The organism is Pantoea sp. AS142 (genome assembly GCF_037152305.1).
Classification (GTDB): Bacteria; Pseudomonadota; Gammaproteobacteria; order Enterobacterales; family Enterobacteriaceae; genus Pantoea.
The window spans coordinates 93,583-111,031 of record NZ_JBBCMO010000004.1 but is presented as its reverse complement, the minus strand read 5'-3'; the positions used below and the strand labels follow the sequence as shown (position 1 = coordinate 111,031).

Genomic DNA, 17,449 nt, shown 5'->3' with positions numbered 1-17,449 from the left:
ATGAAGTTGTTCGCCCGTGATTCCCATCTCGATTTATCTTTTCCCCATGTGATGGGTATTCTGAATGTCACGCCGGACTCCTTTTCTGATGGTGGTAAGCATAACGCGCTGGTCGATGCGCTGACGCACACCAATGAGATGGTGAATGCAGGTGCAACCATCATAGACGTAGGCGGTGAATCAACCCGTCCCGGTGCTGATGAAGTGAGTGTGCAGGAGGAGCTGGAGCGGGTGATTCCAGTAATCGATGCCATTGCCCAGCGTTTCGAAGTCTGGATTTCAGTGGACACCTCTAAAGCAGAAGTCATCCGGGAAGCCGCGCGAGTAGGTGCTCACATCATTAACGACGTGCGATCCCTTTCTGAATCTGGGGCGCTGGAAGCTGCAGCCGCAACAGGTCTTCCCGTCTGTTTGATGCATATGCAGGGTGAACCGCGCACCATGCAGCAGGCACCTCTTTACGAAAACATCTTAAGCGAAGTGGACACTTACTTCACTCAGCAAATTGCACGCTGTGAAACGGCAGGAATTAAAAAAGAGCGGCTGATACTCGACCCAGGCTTCGGTTTCGGTAAAAATCTCAGCCACAATTATAAACTGCTGGCTCATCTGGGCAATTTTCACCACTTCGGCCTGCCGCTGTTGGTGGGGATGTCGCGTAAGTCGATGATTGGTCAGCTGTTAAATGTCGGCCCGTCACAGCGTTTAACCGGCAGCCTGAGTTGCGCGGTGATTGCTGCCATGCAGGGCGTGCAGATTATTCGCGCGCATGACGTCAAAGAGACGGCCGAAGCGATGCGCGTGGTCGAAGCGACCCGAAGAGCAAAAGGATAATCATGAGTAATCGTAAATATTTCGGTACAGACGGCATTCGCGGCAAAGTCGGCGAAACACCCATCACCCCCGATTTTGTCCTGAAGCTGGGCTGGGCTGCAGGTAAAGTGCTGGCGCGCCACGGTTCAAAGAAGATCATCATCGGTAAAGATACGCGAATCTCTGGCTATATGCTTGAGTCCGCGCTGGAAGCGGGTCTCGCTGCGGCAGGCCTGTCGGCCGCCTTTACCGGCCCGATGCCAACGCCAGCCATCGCCTATCTGACACGTACTTTCCGCGCAGAGGCGGGTATTGTAATTTCAGCATCGCACAATCCGTTTGACGACAACGGGATTAAATTCTTCTCTTCTGAGGGTACCAAACTGCCTGATGATGTCGAAGAAGCGATTGAGCTGGAAATGGAAAAACCAATTACCTGTGTTGAATCAGCGCAGTTAGGCCGCGCCAGCCGCATCGTTGATGCAGCGGGGCGTTACATTGAGTTCTGCAAAGGTACCTTCCCCAGCGAACTGAATCTGAATGGCCTGAAAATTGTGGTCGATTGCGCCAATGGCGCTACTTACCACATTGCGCCGAATGTATTGCGTGAACTGGGCGCGACCGTGATTGCTATCGGTGTCCAGCCAGACGGCATGAACATCAACAAAGAGTGTGGCGCAACCGATCTCAAACTGCTGCAGCAGCGCGTGCTGGCGGAGAAAGCCGATATTGGCCTGGCCTACGATGGCGACGGCGATCGCATCATGATGATTGACCATCTGGGTGACAAAGTTGATGGCGACCAGATCCTCTACATTATTGCGCGTGAAGCACTGCGCCAGGGACAGTTACGCGGTGGCGTAGTGGGCACCTTGATGAGTAACATGGGACTGGAGTTAGCGCTGAAACAGCTCGGCATTCCGTTTACCCGTGCCAAAGTCGGTGACCGTTATGTGCTGGAGAAAATGCAGGAGAAGGGCTGGCGTCTCGGCGCAGAAAACTCCGGCCATGTGATCCTGCTGGACAAAACTACAACCGGCGATGGGATTGTTGCAAGTTTGCAAGTACTCACTGCAATGGTGCGCAACCACATGAGTCTGCACGATCTCTGCAGTGGCATGAAGATGCTGCCGCAGGTACTGGTTAACGTACGCTTTGCGGGCGAGCATGATCCGCTGCAAAGCGACGCAGTAAAAACCGTAACCGCTGATGTAGAAAAAGCTCTGGCGGGTCGCGGGCGCGTTTTACTGCGTAAGTCAGGGACTGAGCCACTAATTCGGGTGATGGTCGAAGGCGAAAATGAGGCGCAGGTAACAGAGTTGGCTAACCGCATCGCCAATCAGGTCAAAGCCGATTAAAACCCCTAACAGGCAGTCCGCAGAATGTTGAACTGCCTGTAAAATCACCTGGGTGGCGCTTTTTTCTGCAATCAGTATGAGTAGTAAAAATTGCACTTGCAGAGATATGCGCCTTTGGTTAGTATTCACACCCGCTTCTGATGGGTGATGACGAGACTCCCCATCAATACTGGCTGAAGCTTTAACTGTACGATTGTCGTGCAAGGAACAGGTTGAATATGTACGAAGCTCTTTTAGTTGTTTTCCTTATTGTAGCTATCGCCCTCGTGGGTATGATTATGCTGCAGCAAGGCAAAGGCGCTGATATGGGAGCCTCATTCGGTGCAGGCGCATCCGGTACGGTGTTTGGTTCTTCGGGTTCAGGAAATTTCCTGACACGTACAACTGGCATTTTAGCGGCATTGTTCTTCATCATCAGCCTTGTTCTGGGTAATCTGAACAGCAATAAAGCTTCTAAAGGAAGCGAGTGGGAAAATCTTTCTGCGCCGGCGCAGTCATCTCAACAGACTGAAAAGCCAGCTCAACCGGTCACTCCGGGCAGCGATATTCCTAAGTAAGATCGTCATCACAACGAATCGTTGTGGTCAGTGCAGAAGTGCCGTGGTGGTGGAATTGGTAGACACGCTACCTTGAGGTGGTAGTGCCCGATTGGGCTTACGGGTTCAAGTCCCGTCCTCGGTACCAAATAGCAGTATTCCTTGCATTTTATGCAGGTCTGGCGTATTATTCGCCACGTTTTCGGACGCGGGGTGGAGCAGCCTGGTAGCTCGTCGGGCTCATAACCCGAAGGTCGTCGGTTCAAATCCGGCCCCCGCAACCAATTTTCCCTTTGAGTTCTTTTTCAAATATACTGTATGCATCGACGGACGCATTCACGGCTATTTTTTGAAAGAAAATTCTTTGGATGGAGTCCGGGCCGCTTTGCGGCATACAGGGTCCAGTGATTAAAAGCCCCGAATATTCGGGGTTTTTTGTTATTAGCGAATCGTAATACTGGGCTATAGGCCCTTTTTTTATGTCTTGGGGGTGGGCTTGTCCACATTAGAGCAAAAATTGACAGAGTTGGTATCGGCTCCCGTAGAAGCGCTGGGTTACGAACTGGTTGGAATTGAATTCGTTCGTAGTCGCACATCTATCCTGCGCATCTATATTGATAGTGAAGATGGCATCAATGTCGATGATTGCGCCGATGTCAGCCACCAGGTAAGTGCTGTAATGGATGTTGAAGATCCCATTACGGTACCTTACAACCTTGAAGTCTCTTCACCGGGACTCGATCGTCCTCTGTTCACCGCAGAACACTACACCCGCTTTATGGGTGAAGAAGTGAGTCTGGTGTTGCGTATGGCCGTTCAGAACCGCCGTAAATGGCAGGGAATCATTAAGTCAGTAGATGGCGAGATGATCACGGTGCACGTTGAGGGTAGCGATGAAGTGTTCGCGCTGAGTAATATTCAGAAAGCGAACCTGGTCCCCCACTTTTAAAAGTCCGGATTGAGGCTAACCAGGATGAACAAAGAGATCTTAGCTGTTGTAGAAGCCGTTTCTAACGAAAAAGCCCTGCCGCGTGAGAAAATCTTCGAAGCGCTGGAGAGCGCGCTGGCGACTGCGACCAAGAAAAAGTACGAGCAGGAAATTGAGGTACGTGTCAGCATTGATCGCCGCAGTGGCGATTTCGATACTTTCCGCCGCTGGGAAATCGTAGAAGAGGTTACACAACCGACGCGCGAGATCACGCTGGATGCGGCCCGCTTCGAAGATGAAGCATTCAATCTGGGCGAATATGTCGAAGATCAGATTGAATCGGTCACCTTTGACCGTATCACCACCCAGACCGCCAAGCAGGTTATCGTGCAAAAAGTGCGCGAAGCTGAGCGCGCGATGGTGGTTGATCAGTTCCGTGAGCAGGAAGGCGAAATCATCACGGGCGTGGTAAAGAAAGTTAACCGCGACAACATTTCTCTCGACTTAGGCAGCAATGCCGAAGCGGTGATTCTGCGCGAAGATATGCTGCCGCGTGAAAACTTCCGCCCAGGCGACCGTATTCGTGGCGTACTTTACTCTGTACGGCCGGAAGCGCGTGGCGCGCAGCTGTTCGTGACGCGTTCCAAACCGGAAATGCTGATTGAACTGTTCCGCATTGAGGTGCCAGAAATTGGCGAAGAACTGATTGAAATTAAAGCCGCAGCTCGTGATCCGGGTTCGCGCGCTAAAATTGCAGTTAAAACCAACGACAAACGTATTGACCCGGTGGGTGCCTGTGTGGGCATGCGCGGCGCGCGTGTTCAGGCAGTTTCCAGTGAACTGGGCGGTGAGCGTATCGATATCGTGCTGTGGGACGATAACCCGGCGCAGTTTGTTATTAACGCCATGGCTCCGGCTGATGTGGCGTCAATCGTGGTTGATGAAGATAACCACACCATGGATATCGCCGTAGAAGCTGGCAATCTGGCTCAGGCGATCGGCCGTAACGGCCAAAACGTGCGTCTCGCTTCGCAGCTAAGTGGCTGGGAGCTGAACGTGATGACTGTCGATGATCTGCAGGCTAAGCATCAGGCTGAAGCACATGCAGCGATCGATATGTTCACTAAATATCTCGACATCGACGAAGAGTTCGCCACCGTACTGGTGGAAGAGGGCTTCTCCTCGCTGGAAGAGTTGGCTTATGTGCCAATCAACGAGCTGCTGGAAGTCGACGGCCTCGACGAAGAGACCATTGAAGCCCTGCGTGAACGAGCAAAAAATGCGTTGACCACCCTGGCACTGGCGAAAGAAGAGAGTCTTGGAAATCAGGAGCCCGCTGAGGATCTTCTGAATCTTGAAGGCCTCGATCGTGCGCTGGCGTTCCGCCTGGCGTCGAAAGGCGTTTGCACGCTGGAAGATCTCGCTGAGCAAGGTGTTGACGATCTGACAGATATTGAAGGCCTGTCTGATGAACAAGCCGGCGCGCTGATTATGGCCGCACGTAATATCTGCTGGTTCGGCGATGACGCGTAATAACAGGAAGGAACAGCATGACAGATGTAACCGTAAAATCGCTGGCCGCAGAAATTCAGACTCCGGTCGATCGCCTGGTACAGCAATTTGCTGATGCGGGGATGCCTAAGTCTGAAAACGACGCAGTGACCCAGCAAGAGAAAGAAACCTTACTATCTCATCTGAACCGTGAACATGGTCAGGTCGGTTCAGCTAAGCTGACGCTGCAACGGAAAACGCGCAGCACCTTGAATATTCCAGGCACCGGGGGTAAAAGTAAGTCGGTGCAAATTGAAGTCCGCAAAAAGCGTACCTATGTGAAGGGTGATGCAGAGGCTGAGCAAGCTCAGGCAGAAGCTGAAGCCGAGGCGCAGCGTGAAGCGGAAGAGCAGGCGCAACGCGAGGCTGAAGAAAAAGCCCGTCGCGAAGCTGAACAGAAAGCGCAACGTGAAGCCGAAGACAAAGCCAGGCGCGAAGCCGCTGACAAGGCCAAACGTGCAGCAGCGGAAAATGACAAAGTGACAAATCAACCTACCGATGAAGTGACCAGGGCTGCGCAATCAGACAAAGCCCGTCGCGAAGCTGAAGCCGCTGAACTGAAGCGTAAAGCTGAAGAAGAAGCCCGCCGTAAGCTTGAAGAGGCTGCCCGCCTCGTAGCAGAAGAAGCCCGCCGTCTGGCTGAAGAGAAATCAGCTGAATGGGAAAAACCGGAAGAAGAGGATAAAGGCGACTATCACGTCACCACTTCGACCCATGCCCGTCAGGCGGAAGACGAAAATGACCGTCAGGTTGAAGCAGGTCGTGCGCGTGCGCGGACTACTGCTAAAGCTGCGCGTCCTGCGAAAAAAGGCAACAAACATTCTGAAGCCAAAACCGACCGTGAAGAAGCACGTGCGCAGGTCCGTGGTGGTAAAGGCGGTAAGCATCGCAAACCTAGCGCACTGCAGCAGGGCTTCAACAAGCCAGCGCAGGCCGTTAACCGCGATGTTGTGATTGGCGAAACCATCACCGTAGCCGAACTGGCTAACAAAATGGCAGTGAAAGGTTCTCTGGTCATCAAAGCAATGATGAAGATGGGCGCAATGGCGACTATCAACCAGGTCATCGACCAGGAAACTGCACAACTCGTTGCCGAAGAGATGGGCCACAAAGTGACCCTGCGTCGTGAGAACGAGCTGGAAGAAGCAGTAATGGACGATCGTGATACTGATGCCGCGCAGGAGTCTCGTGCGCCGGTTGTCACCATCATGGGTCACGTCGACCACGGTAAAACGTCCCTGCTGGACTATATCCGTTCCACTAAAATCGCCTCTGGCGAAGCGGGCGGCATTACTCAGCACATCGGTGCTTACCACGTTGAAACCGACAACGGTATGGTCACCTTCCTGGATACCCCGGGCCACGCCGCGTTTACCGCGATGCGTGCACGTGGTGCTCAGGCGACCGATATCGTTATCCTTGTGGTTGCAGCAGACGATGGCGTGATGCCACAGACTGTCGAAGCTATTCAGCACGCCAAAGCCGCTAAAGTGCCGGTTGTGGTTGCAGTGAACAAGTGCGATAAGCCAGAAGCGGATCCGGATCGTGTTAAAAACGAACTGACTCAGTACGGTATCATTCCGGAAGAGTGGGGCGGTGAAAACATGTTTGTTAATGTCTCTGCGAAAGCGGGTACCGGCATTGATGACCTGTTAAACGCTATTCTGCTGCAGGCGGAAGTGCTGGAACTGACCGCTATCCGTGAAGGTATGGCGAGCGGCGTGGTGATCGAATCGTTCCTCGACAAAGGTCGTGGTCCGGTTGCCACCGTGCTGGTACGTGAAGGTACGCTGAACAAAGGCGACATCGTTCTTTGTGGTTTCGAATATGGCCGTGTTCGTGCAATGCGTGACGAACTGGGTCGCGAAGTCATGGAAGCGGGTCCTTCTATCCCGGTTGAGATTCTGGGCCTGTCCGGCGTGCCGGCTGCGGGTGATGAAGCGACCGTGGTACGTGACGAGAAGAAAGCACGTGAAGTTGCGCTCTATCGTCAGGGCAAATTCCGCGAAGTTAAACTGGCTCGCCAGCAGAAATCTAAGCTCGAGAACATGTTTGCTAACATGACCGAAGGCGAAGTATCTGAACTGAACATCGTTCTGAAAGCTGACGTTCAGGGTTCTGTGGAAGCGATTTCCGACTCTCTGCAGAAACTCTCTACCGACGAAGTGAAGGTGAAGATTGTTGGTTCAGGTGTGGGCGGGATTACCGAAACCGATGCGACCCTGGCTGCGGCCTCTAACGCTATCCTCCTTGGCTTCAACGTTCGTGCCGATGCCTCTGCGCGTCGCGTCATTGACGCAGAAAGCCTGGATCTGCGCTACTACTCTGTCATTTATAACCTGATTGACGAAGTTAAAGCGGCGATGAGCGGCATGCTGGCACCAGAGTACAAACAGCAGATCATCGGTCTGGCTGCGGTGCGCGATGTGTTCAAATCACCGAAGTTTGGCGCGATTGCTGGTTGTATGGTGACGGAAGGTAACATCAAACGTCACAATCCAATCCGTGTCCTGCGCGACAACGTGGTGATTTACGAAGGCGAACTGGAATCTCTGCGTCGCTTTAAAGATGACGTCAACGAAGTGCGTAACGGCATGGAGTGCGGTATCGGCGTGAAGAACTACAACGACGTTCGCGTTGGCGATATGATCGAAGTGTTTGAAATCATCGAAATTAAACGCACCATCGAGTAATTGACTGCTGATGTGTTGCAATTTGGGAGGCCTCTGGCCTCCCGAATTATTTGGGAGAAATAATGATGGCGAAAGAATTTGGTCGCCCGCAGCGCGTTTCACAAGAGCTGCAAAAAGAGATTGCGATGATCCTGCAGCGTGAGATCAAAGATCCACGTCTTGGCATGATGGTGACCGTATCAGGCGTTGAAGTGTCACGCGATCTCGCTTACGCAAAAGTGTTCGTGACTTTCCTTAACGACAAAGATGAAGACGCGGTTAAACATGGTCTGAAAGCGCTGAAAGAAGCGTCAGGCTATATCCGTATTCTGCTCGGCAAAGCGATGCGTCTGCGTATCGTGCCTGAGCTGACGTTCTTCTACGACAACTCGTTAGTCGAAGGAATGCGCATGTCCAATCTCGTCACCAGCGTCGTGAAGAACGATACTGAGCGCCGTGGTCCGGACGCCACTGGCGATGACGAGGAGGCGTAATGAGTCGTCCGCGTCGTCGCGGTCGCGACGTCCATGGCGTGTTGTTGCTGGATAAGCCACAAGGCGTCTCGTCGAATGATGTTCTGCAGAAAGTGAAGCGTATTTTCAATGCCAATCGCGCAGGACACACTGGCGCGCTTGATCCTCTGGCTACCGGCATGTTGCCTATCTGTCTGGGTGAAGCGACCAAGTTTTCGCAGTATTTACTGGATTCCGACAAACGCTACCGCGTGATTGCCCGGCTGGGTGAGCGGACTGACACGTCAGATGCCGATGGCAACATTGTGCAGACGCGTCCGATCAGCTTCAGTCAGACCGATCTGGACAGCGCTCTGGAGAGCTTCCGCGGCGAAACGCTGCAGGTGCCATCAATGTTTTCGGCACTGAAGCATCAGGGGCGTCCGTTGTATGAATATGCGCGTCAGGGCATTGAGATTGCACGTGAACCGCGTCCGATCACTGTGTATGAGCTGCAGTTTATTCGCTGGCAGCATAATCAGCTGGAACTGGAAATTCACTGTTCCAAAGGCACCTATATCCGCACCATCATTGATGATCTGGGCGAAAAGCTGGGATGCGGTGCGCACGTAATTATGTTGCGTCGCGTTCAGGTTGCCCGTTATCCGTATGAAAGGATGGTGACGCTGGAACAGCTCAACACCCTGCTGCTGGAAGCCACAGAAACCGGCATCCCACTGGAAATGCAGCTCGATCCGTTATTGTTGCCGATGGACAGCCCCGCCTCTGATTTTCCTGAAGTGAATATCTCGCCTGCCGTGGCAGATTTTTTCCGCCAGGGACAGCCGGTGCAGGCCAGTAATGCGCCTGCGCAGGGGCTGGTAAGGGTATCGGAAGGCGAAGCGCGTAAATTTATCGGCATGGCAGAAATTGCCGATGATGGTCGGCTTGCGCCACGTCGTTTAGTGGTTGAGTATCAGGATTAAGCCGCGTCATCACTTATCGCTGATGGAGCATTTGCGTTGCTATCGGGCGCAGAGTAGAATAACGCCGCTTTAAAGCGGGATGCTGAATTAGAGATCGGCACCCATACATTCATTTATTACTGGAGTTTATTATGTCTCTAAGCGTAGAAGCTAAAGCAGAGATCGTTGCTAAATATGGCCGTGGTGCTAACGACAGCGGTTCAACTGAAGTTCAGGTTGCCCTGTTGACCGCGCAGATTACCCATCTGCAGGGTCACTTCTCTGAGCACAAAAAAGACCACCACAGCCGCCGCGGTCTGCTGCGCATGGTATCTCAGCGTCGTAAGCTGCTGGACTACCTGAAGCGTAAAGACGTTGCACGCTACAGCAGCCTGATCGAAAGTCTCGGTCTGCGTCGTTAAGTCTGAAGAATCTGTTCGTCAAGGCGTAATGCGGGCTTTTGCACTGTATGCATCCTACGATCAGATTTGTGCGAGTTTCGTGAAGAGGGGGCCTTTATGGCCCCTTTTTTCGAGCAATCGGCAGCAATCCGGGCCAAACTGATGTATTGTTGCTTAGTGTGATCTTTAGTTTGCAGAATTTCGCGCGGCTAATGAGAGGCTTTACCGCAGGTGCGGTCGAGGGTTGTCATTAGTCGCGAGGATGCAACTGAAGATTGGTAATCAATGGCGGGCTTCAGATAGCCATGCCCCGAAGTTAAGGACTTTGATTTTGCTGAATCCGATCGTACGCAAATTCCAATATGGTCAACATACCGTCACGCTGGAAACCGGCATGATGGCTCGCCAGGCGACAGCCGCTGTCATGGTGAGCATGGACGATACTGCAGTGTTCGTTACTGTTGTAGGTCAAAAAAAATCTAAACCAGGTCAGGACTTCTTTCCGCTGACTGTGAACTATCAGGAGCGTACTTACGCTGCTGGTCGTATCCCAGGCAGCTTCTTCCGTCGTGAAGGCCGTCCAAGCGAAGGCGAAACCCTGATTTCACGTCTGATTGACCGCCCAATTCGTCCGCTGTTCCCGGAAGGTTTTGTTAACGAAGTTCAGGTTATAGCCACCGTTGTCTCTGTGAACCCCCAGGTTCATCCGGACATCGTGGCAATGATCGGTGCCTCTGCAGCACTGGCACTTTCTGGTCTGCCGTTCAATGGCCCAATTGGCTCTGCACGTGTTGGTTTCATCAACGATCAATATGTTCTGAATCCAACCGCAGATGAGCTGAAACAGTCTCGTCTGGATCTGGTGGTTGCAGGTACACAGAATGCCGTTCTGATGGTTGAATCTGAAGCTGAGATCCTGTCAGAAGAGCAGATGCTGGGCGCCGTGGTCTTCGGTCATGATCAGCAGCAGATCGTCATCGAAAACATCAATGCTCTGGTTGCTGAAGCAGGCAAACCACGCTGGGACTGGCAGCCAGAAGCGGCCAATACCGCACTGATTTCTCGCGTTGCTGTCCTGGCAGAGGCGCGCATCAGCGATGCTTACCGCATCACTGATAAGCAGGAGCGTTACACGCAGGTTGGCGTCATCAAAGACGAAACCATCGCTGCGCTGCTGGCTGAAGATGAAACACTGGATAGCGCAGAAATCGGCGACATCGTGCATAGTCTTGAAAAGAATGTTGTTCGTACTCGTATCCTGAATGGCGAGCCACGTATCGATGGTCGTGAAAAAGATATGATCCGTGGTCTGGACGTGCGTACCGGCGTATTGCCGCGTACGCACGGTTCTTCACTGTTCACTCGTGGTGAGACGCAGGCGCTGGTAACTGCAACGTTGGGTACGACCCGCGATGCACAGAACCTGGATGAGCTGATGGGCGAACGTACCGACAGCTTCCTGTTCCATTACAATTTCCCTCCCTACTCTGTCGGCGAAACAGGCATGGTAGGTTCGCCGAAGCGGCGTGAGATTGGTCATGGTCGTTTGGCTAAGCGCGGCGTGTTAGCTGTAATGCCTAAAGCAGAAGATTTCCCTTACACCGTTCGTGTTGTCTCTGAAATCACCGAATCTAACGGCTCTTCTTCAATGGCCTCGGTTTGTGGTGCCTCACTGGCTCTTATGGATGCAGGTGTGCCAATCAAAGCCGCCGTAGCCGGTATCGCAATGGGTCTGGTGAAAGAAGATGAGAAGTTTGTTGTTCTGTCTGACATTCTGGGCGATGAGGATCACCTGGGCGACATGGACTTCAAAGTAGCCGGTAGCCGTGAAGGAATCACCGCGCTGCAGATGGACATCAAAATCGAAGGCATCACGCGTGAAATTATGCAGGAAGCCCTGAACCAGGCCAAGGGTGCGCGTCTGCACATTCTGGGTGTTATGGAACAGGCTATTAGCACGCCGCGTACTGAGATTTCTGAATTCGCTCCGCGCATTTACACCATCAAAATCAGCTCTGACAAGATCAAAGATGTGATCGGTAAAGGCGGCTCAGTGATTCGTGCACTGACCGAAGAAACCGGCACTACGATTGAAATTGAAGATGACGGCACCGTGAAAATCGCAGCGACCGATGGTCTGAAAGCGAAAGAAGCGATTCGTCGTATCGAAGAGATTACCGCAGAGATCGAAGTGGGTCGCGTTTACAGTGGTAAAGTAACCCGTATCGTAGACTTCGGCGCCTTCGTCGCAATCGGCGGTGGTAAAGAAGGTCTGGTTCACATTTCACAAATCGCTGATAAGCGGGTTGAGAAAGTGACTGACTATCTGCAGATGGGGCAGGAAGTACCGGTTAAGGTGATGGAAGTTGATCGCCAGGGCCGCGTACGTCTGAGCATCAAAGAAGCGACAGAATCTAAGCCGCAGACTGAAGAAGCTGCAGCGGTGACCACGCCTGACGCTGAATAAGTCGTTGCTGATTTGCCCCTTTTTGCCTGGCAGAGAGGGGCGTTTGTATCATCGCGAGGGCGGGAATCCTTGTGCACAGCAGGCGGATGACAGGATGGTTATCCCAATGTTTGTATTCGGGAGTGGGAAATGAAGCCTTTTCTGCGCTGGTGTTTTGTTGCGACAGCTTTGACGCTGGCAGGATGCAGCAACTCCAATTGGCGTAAGAACGACGTTCTTGCAGTGCCTTTACAGCCCACACTGCAGCAGGAAGTGATACTGGCGCGTATGGAACAAATTCTTGCCAGTCGCGCTCTCACCGATGATGAACGCGCACAGCTATTATATGAGCGCGGAGTGTTGTATGATAGTTTAGGTCTGCGGGCATTAGCGCGGAACGATTTTTCGCAAGCGCTGTCTATAAGACCTGATATGCCCGAAGTGTTTAACTACTTAGGCATATATTTAACGCAGGCGGGCAACTTTGATGCCGCCTATGAAGCGTTCGATTCTGTACTTGAGCTTGATCCAACTTACAACTATGCGCATTTAAACCGTGGTATCGCCCTCTATTACGGCGGTCGATACAAGTTAGCGCAAGATGATCTGCTGGCGTTTTATCAAGACGATCCTAACGATCCTTTCCGCAGTCTGTGGCTCTATCTCGTTGAACGTGAGATGGATGCCGACAAGGCAAAAGTCGCGCTTCAACAGCGTCACGACAAAGCGGTCAGAGACCAATGGGGATGGAATATTGTCGAGTTCTACCTTGGAGATATCAACGAGAAATCGTTGATGGAAAGTCTCAAGGCGGACGCAACGGATAACACCTCGCTCGCTGAACATCTCAGTGAAACCAACTTCTATTTAGGTAAGTACTACCTAAGTCTGGGGGAGAAGGACGACGCGAAAGCGTTGTTCAAACTGGCGGTGGCTAACAACGTTAATAACTTTGTTGAACACCGATACGCATTGTTGGAACTGGCGCAACTCGGCCAGGCACAAGACGATCTATCAGAATCTGACCAGCAATAGCTGACGAACTTAATTTGCCTGTAAAACCTGTTAAGTCATCATCTTAAAGGATGAAGGCTTTTCTGTTCGTCAAAACTTCTAATTTGAGCCGGTTCACACTTTTTGATGAAAATGACTGAAAGTTTTCACGACGAGTTATGTAGACTGGCCGCCGCAATCTAAGAGGCACGTGTACTACATGACTGATATTCAAACCACTTTTGCTGACCTTGGCCTTAACGCCGACATCCTTGAATCACTGAATGGCATGGGCTACGTAAAGCCATCCCCAATCCAGGCAGAGTGTATTCCTCACCTGCTGGCGGGCCGTGACGTGTTAGGCATGGCGCAGACCGGGAGTGGTAAAACTGCGGCGTTCTCTCTGCCGCTGTTAAATAACATCGACCCTACTGTTAAAGCACCACAAATCCTGGTGCTGGCACCCACCCGCGAACTGGCGGTACAGGTTGCTGAAGCAGTTACCGAATTCGCTAAACATATGCGTGGCCTGAACGTAGTTGCCCTGTACGGTGGCCAGCGTTATGACGTACAACTGCGCGCACTGCGTCAGGGACCACAGGTTGTTGTAGGTACCCCTGGTCGTCTGCTTGACCACCTGAAACGTGGCACGTTAGACCTTTCTAACCTGCGCGGCCTGGTGCTGGATGAAGCCGATGAAATGCTGCGTATGGGCTTCATCGAAGACGTTGAAACTATCATGGCGCAAATTCCAGCCGGTCATCAGACTGCGCTGTTCTCTGCAACCATGCCGGAAGCGATTCGTCGTATCACCAAGCGCTTTATGAAAGATCCACAGGAAGTGCGTATTCAGTCAAGCATGACGACGCGTCCTGACATCAGCCAGAGCTACTGGACCGCTTATGGTCGTAAAACAGACGCACTGGTTCGCTTTCTGGAAGCAGAAGACTTTGATGCTGCCATCATCTTTGTGCGTACTAAAAATGCAACCATGGAAGTGGCAGAAGCGCTGGAGCGTAGTGGTTACAACAGCGCAGCGCTGAACGGTGATATGAACCAGGCACTGCGTGAGCAGACGCTGGAGCGCCTGAAAGATGGTCGTCTCGACATCCTGATTGCAACCGACGTTGCGGCCCGCGGCCTGGACGTTGAGCGTATCAGCCTGGTTGTAAACTACGACATCCCAATGGATGCAGAATCTTACGTTCACCGTATCGGCCGTACCGGTCGTGCCGGTCGTGCTGGCCGTGCGCTGCTGTTCGTTGAGAACCGCGAGCGTCGTCTGCTGCGCAACATCGAACGTACGATGAAGCTGACCATTCCTGAAGTTGAACTCCCCAATGCAGAACTGCTGGGTGAGCGTCGTCTGGCCAAGTTTGCTGCGAAAGTTCAGCAGCAGCTGGAAAGCAGCGATTTGGATCAATACCGTGCTCTGCTGGCTAAAATGCAGCCAGAAGACGAAATGGATTTGGAAACTCTGGCAGCCGCACTGCTGAAGATGGCACAGGGCGAACGTCCTCTGATTCTGCCACCGGAAGCACCACGTCCGGCACGTCGTGAATACCGCGATCGTGACGAGCGTGATGGCCGTCGTGACAGCCGTGAAGCGCGTGGCGATTCTCGTGGTCCGCGTGAAAACCGCGAAAGCCGTGATGGCGATCGTCCACGTCGCGAACGTCGTGACGTTGGCGAAATGCAGCTGTACCGCATCGAAGTAGGCCGCGATGATGGTGTTGAAGTTCGTCACATTGTTGGTGCTATCGCTAACGAAGGCGATATCAGCAGCCGTTATATCGGTAACATCAAGCTGTTCGGTAACCACTCGACTATCGAGTTGCCTAAAGGTATGCCAGGCGATGTGCTTCAGCACTTTACCCGTACGCGTATTCTGAACAAACCGATGAATATGCAGCTGCTGGGTGATGCACAGCCAAACGAAGGCCGTGGTGATCGTCGTCCAGCCGGTGCTGGCGGTGAACGTCGCAGCGGTCCGGGTGCAGCCAACCGTGAAGGTGGTCGTCGCTTCTCTTCTGAGCGCCGTGAAGGTGGTCGTGAAGGCGGTGGACGCAGCTTTAACCGTGAAGGTAGCCGTGGTCCACGTCGTGAAGATGGCGCAGCCGCCGCTCCACGTCGTCGTGATGCATAACGACTTGACGTCGTAATAAAAAGGGAAGCCACTGGCTTCCCTTTTTTATGCCTGTCAGGCACCGCCGCTCATCATGACGCATTCGACGCTGATCCGGTCAGATTCTTCAGGCGCCAGAAATAGCGCAACCTGAGCCACATCCTCCGGCAGACCTAAACGCCCGAGCGGCGTGGTAGCCAGCAGTTGTGCCTTGAGCTACGGGCTCATCCTCATCACAGCCAGTAATCCCTCGGTCAGGATCGTCCCCCGCGCTGAAGCGTTAATCCGGATGTTACTGGCACCCAGTTCGCGCGCCAATCTCTGGGTCAGGGTATCCACCACGTCTTTGGTCGCCGCCCAGAGTACGGAACCAGGCTTGCTGTTTTTTACTGTTCAGGGCGCTAAGGTTAATCATAGTGCCGCCGTGCGCGGGGCAGTGACGAATCGCCTGCGGACAGACCATCAGCGCGCCAATCAGGCTAACGTTAATTTGCTGCTGCACCTCCTCCTGCGTCAGCGCCGGTGGCGCAGGCAAGGTGCTGCTATGTATGGCCGGGGTGATCTGCGGGTGATGCTGGATATGCCGGTGCGCGTCTGCGCGACCGTCGCTACGCCGGAAAAGACGAGTAGGGGTATCGCCATCAATGAATCCCGGCTGATGCACTATCATGAACAGTTTCCTCCGGCGCTGCCGCTGGCGACAGCAGGGGATAAACGCGGCGTCACCGTGCATAAGGTCTGTCCCTTGCTGGTGAAGGCAGTCATTCTGCTGGTCTCCCGCTCTGACCACCCTGAAGATATTGAGGCGCAGGCCCCGCTCATCGAGCAGGAAATTTCTATCAGCCGATGAAGCTCGCCAGTAGTGTCGGCATGAGTCTCTCTTCGCTGCATTATCACTTCAACGCTGTAATGGCCATGACGCCGATGCAATACCAAAAACAACTCCCTCTGAATGAGGCGCGACGTTTGATGATGGTGGAAAAACTGGATACAGGTTCCGCAGGCTATCGGGTGGGGGGATTAGATCGCAGCAGAGTCCAGTCGGGAGTATCGCCACCTGGATGGGCAATCTCCAGTCAGGGAGAGTCATTAGCTGGCGGTGAGCCCGGATACATTGCGCCCACCGCAAAACTGATTAAAGGCTTTTAGCCGCTTCCATCGCAATGGCAAAGGAGCGCAGACGCGCTTCGGAGTCAAAAATCTGGCCATTAACCATAATTTCATCCGCCTGGGTTTCACGCATCAGTGAGGCCAGGCCATGACGCACTTTATCTGTATCGCCGACCAGCGACATGCTCAGTGCCTGCTGCACGCCATACTGCTCTGACGGCGACCAGAGGTTATCCATGTTTTCAACTGGTGCCGGTAACGGTCCCGGTTTTCCGCGGCGAAGGTTAATAAACTGCTGCTGCTGCGAGGTAAACAGGAAGCGCGCATCACGCTCACTGTCAGCGGCGACCACGTTAATACAGACCATGGCATAAGGCTTGTCGAGACGCGCGGAAGGCTGGAAGTGCTCGCGGTAGACATGTAGCGCCTGGAACAGCTGGTCAGGGGCAAAGTGGGAGGCAAACGCAAACGGCAGGCCCATTTTCGCGGACAACTGGGCGCTGTAGAGACTGGAGCCGAGCAGCCAGATCGGGATCTTTAGGCCCAGACCGGGCACCGGCTGAACTGGCGGCTGCGCATCTGTGTCAGCATCAAACCAGTTAATCAGTTCAGCCACATCCTCGGGAAAGGTGTCAGCGTGCATGCTGGCGTGGTGACGGCGCAACGCCATCATGGTGCGCTGGTCAGAACCTGGCGCGCGACCTAAACCAAGATCAATACGGCCAGGATAGAGAGAAGCCAGCGTACCAAACTGCTCGGCGATCACCAAGGGCGCATGGTTGGGCAACATGATGCCGCCCGATCCCAGCTGAAGTGTCTCGGTGTTGGCTGCCAGATAGCCAATCAGCACCGACGTTGCGGCGCTGGCAATTCCCGTCATGTTGTGATGTTCAGCCAGCCAGTAGCGTTGGTAGCCCAGTTTTTCAGCCTGACGCGCCAGCGCCAGTGAATTGTGGAACGCATCCCGTGCGGTCGCGCTCTGTGGAATCGGCGCAAGATCCAACACGGACAGGCGAAGAGGTTTTTTATCAGACATGACTACTCCCGTTGTATGGCGCAGGCGTAAAAAACCTGCACCATTTAGTATTACGCATCATTC

Annotated in this window: 18 protein-coding genes and 2 tRNA genes; 17 read left to right on the top strand and 3 right to left on the bottom strand. The window is 53.2% G+C overall.

Going from position 1 to position 17,449, the window contains the following annotated elements; genetic code table 11:
* From folP to WFO64_RS09890, 15 genes are all read left to right on the top strand, one after another.
* Positions 1 to 834, top strand: a complete 834-nt coding sequence (folP, locus tag WFO64_RS09955; RefSeq protein WP_337011220.1) for a dihydropteroate synthase — start codon at positions 1 to 3, stop codon at positions 832 to 834.
* Between the two features lie 2 nt (positions 835 to 836).
* Positions 837 to 2,171, top strand: coding sequence for a phosphoglucosamine mutase (glmM, locus tag WFO64_RS09950; RefSeq protein ID WP_337011218.1), 1,335 nt, complete (start codon positions 837 to 839; stop codon positions 2,169 to 2,171).
* A 218-nt stretch (positions 2,172 to 2,389) separates the two neighbouring features.
* Positions 2,390 to 2,728 carry a preprotein translocase subunit SecG gene (gene secG / locus WFO64_RS09945; RefSeq protein WP_009092412.1) on the top strand — a complete coding sequence of 113 codons (339 nt, stop codon included), beginning with the start codon at positions 2,390 to 2,392 and terminating at the stop codon, positions 2,726 to 2,728.
* Positions 2,729 to 2,768: 40 nt separating this feature from the next.
* Positions 2,769 to 2,855 (top strand) — tRNA-Leu (locus tag WFO64_RS09940).
* Between the two features lie 59 nt (positions 2,856 to 2,914).
* Positions 2,915 to 2,991 (top strand) — tRNA-Met (locus WFO64_RS09935).
* Between the two features lie 212 nt (positions 2,992 to 3,203).
* Positions 3,204 to 3,656, top strand: coding sequence for a ribosome maturation factor RimP (rimP, locus tag WFO64_RS09930; protein WP_337011216.1), 453 nt, complete (start codon positions 3,204 to 3,206; stop codon positions 3,654 to 3,656).
* A gap of 24 nt (positions 3,657 to 3,680) precedes the next feature.
* Entirely contained in the window at positions 3,681 to 5,168 is a 1,488-nt protein-coding gene (nusA, locus tag WFO64_RS09925; protein WP_337011214.1) for a transcription termination factor NusA, read from the top strand.
* A 17-nt stretch (positions 5,169 to 5,185) separates the two neighbouring features.
* The gene (gene infB / locus WFO64_RS09920; protein ID WP_337011212.1) at positions 5,186 to 7,879 is read left to right on the top strand and encodes a translation initiation factor IF-2; all 2,694 of its coding nucleotides are present in this window, start codon (positions 5,186 to 5,188) and stop codon (positions 7,877 to 7,879) included.
* Between the two features lie 65 nt (positions 7,880 to 7,944).
* The gene (gene rbfA / locus WFO64_RS09915; RefSeq protein ID WP_337011525.1) at positions 7,945 to 8,352 is read left to right on the top strand and encodes a 30S ribosome-binding factor RbfA; all 408 of its coding nucleotides are present in this window, start codon (positions 7,945 to 7,947) and stop codon (positions 8,350 to 8,352) included.
* On the top strand, positions 8,352 to 9,296 hold the full coding sequence (gene truB / locus WFO64_RS09910) for a tRNA pseudouridine(55) synthase TruB (RefSeq protein ID WP_337011210.1): 945 nt from the start codon (positions 8,352 to 8,354) through the stop codon (positions 9,294 to 9,296). Before rbfA ends, truB begins: the two co-directional genes overlap by 1 nt.
* Positions 9,297 to 9,427: 131 nt before the next feature.
* Positions 9,428 to 9,697 (top strand): 30S ribosomal protein S15, encoded by a 270-nt coding sequence (gene rpsO, locus WFO64_RS09905; RefSeq protein ID WP_003851063.1) that lies wholly within the window; start codon positions 9,428 to 9,430, stop codon positions 9,695 to 9,697.
* A 310-nt stretch (positions 9,698 to 10,007) separates the two neighbouring features.
* Positions 10,008 to 12,143 carry a polyribonucleotide nucleotidyltransferase gene (pnp, locus tag WFO64_RS09900; protein WP_337011208.1) on the top strand — a complete coding sequence of 712 codons (2,136 nt, stop codon included), beginning with the start codon at positions 10,008 to 10,010 and terminating at the stop codon, positions 12,141 to 12,143.
* Between the two features lie 129 nt (positions 12,144 to 12,272).
* Positions 12,273 to 13,157 carry a lipoprotein NlpI gene (nlpI, locus tag WFO64_RS09895; protein ID WP_337011206.1) on the top strand — a complete coding sequence of 295 codons (885 nt, stop codon included), beginning with the start codon at positions 12,273 to 12,275 and terminating at the stop codon, positions 13,155 to 13,157.
* Between the two features lie 105 nt (positions 13,158 to 13,262).
* Positions 13,263 to 13,319, top strand: a complete 57-nt coding sequence (yrbN, locus tag WFO64_RS22565) for a protein YrbN (protein WP_098053093.1) — start codon at positions 13,263 to 13,265, stop codon at positions 13,317 to 13,319.
* Positions 13,320 to 13,335: 16 nt separating this feature from the next.
* Complete coding sequence (locus WFO64_RS09890) at positions 13,336 to 15,261, top strand: DEAD/DEAH family ATP-dependent RNA helicase (RefSeq protein WP_337011204.1); 1,926 nt, start codon at positions 13,336 to 13,338, stop codon at positions 15,259 to 15,261.
* Positions 15,262 to 15,315: 54 nt separating this feature from the next.
* Here WFO64_RS09890 and WFO64_RS09885 read toward each other — a convergent pair whose 3' ends face one another.
* Both WFO64_RS09885 and WFO64_RS09880 read right to left on the bottom strand, forming a co-directional pair.
* Positions 15,316 to 15,399: a hypothetical protein gene (locus WFO64_RS09885; RefSeq protein ID WP_337011523.1), complete on the bottom strand. Its 84-nt coding sequence runs from the start codon at positions 15,397 to 15,399 to the stop codon at positions 15,316 to 15,318.
* 133 nt (positions 15,400 to 15,532) lie between these two features.
* Positions 15,533 to 15,910, bottom strand: a complete 378-nt coding sequence (locus WFO64_RS09880; protein ID WP_337011544.1) for a hypothetical protein — start codon at positions 15,908 to 15,910, stop codon at positions 15,533 to 15,535.
* Here WFO64_RS09880 and WFO64_RS09875 point away from each other — a divergent pair.
* A complete protein-coding gene (locus tag WFO64_RS09875; protein ID WP_337011521.1) occupies positions 15,812 to 16,090 on the top strand; it encodes an AraC family transcriptional regulator N-terminal domain-containing protein in 279 nt (92 codons plus the stop codon). The genes WFO64_RS09880 and WFO64_RS09875 overlap by 99 nt on opposite strands.
* The gene (locus WFO64_RS09870; RefSeq protein WP_337011202.1) at positions 16,087 to 16,389 is read left to right on the top strand and encodes a helix-turn-helix domain-containing protein; all 303 of its coding nucleotides are present in this window, start codon (positions 16,087 to 16,089) and stop codon (positions 16,387 to 16,389) included. Before WFO64_RS09875 ends, WFO64_RS09870 begins: the two co-directional genes overlap by 4 nt.
* Here the strand turns inward: WFO64_RS09870 and WFO64_RS09865 are convergent.
* Positions 16,376 to 17,386 (bottom strand): luciferase-like monooxygenase, encoded by a 1,011-nt coding sequence (locus WFO64_RS09865; RefSeq protein ID WP_337011200.1) that lies wholly within the window; start codon positions 17,384 to 17,386, stop codon positions 16,376 to 16,378. The two genes, WFO64_RS09870 and WFO64_RS09865, sit on opposite strands and share 14 nt — an antisense overlap.
* Positions 17,387 to 17,449: the final 63 nt, after the last annotated feature.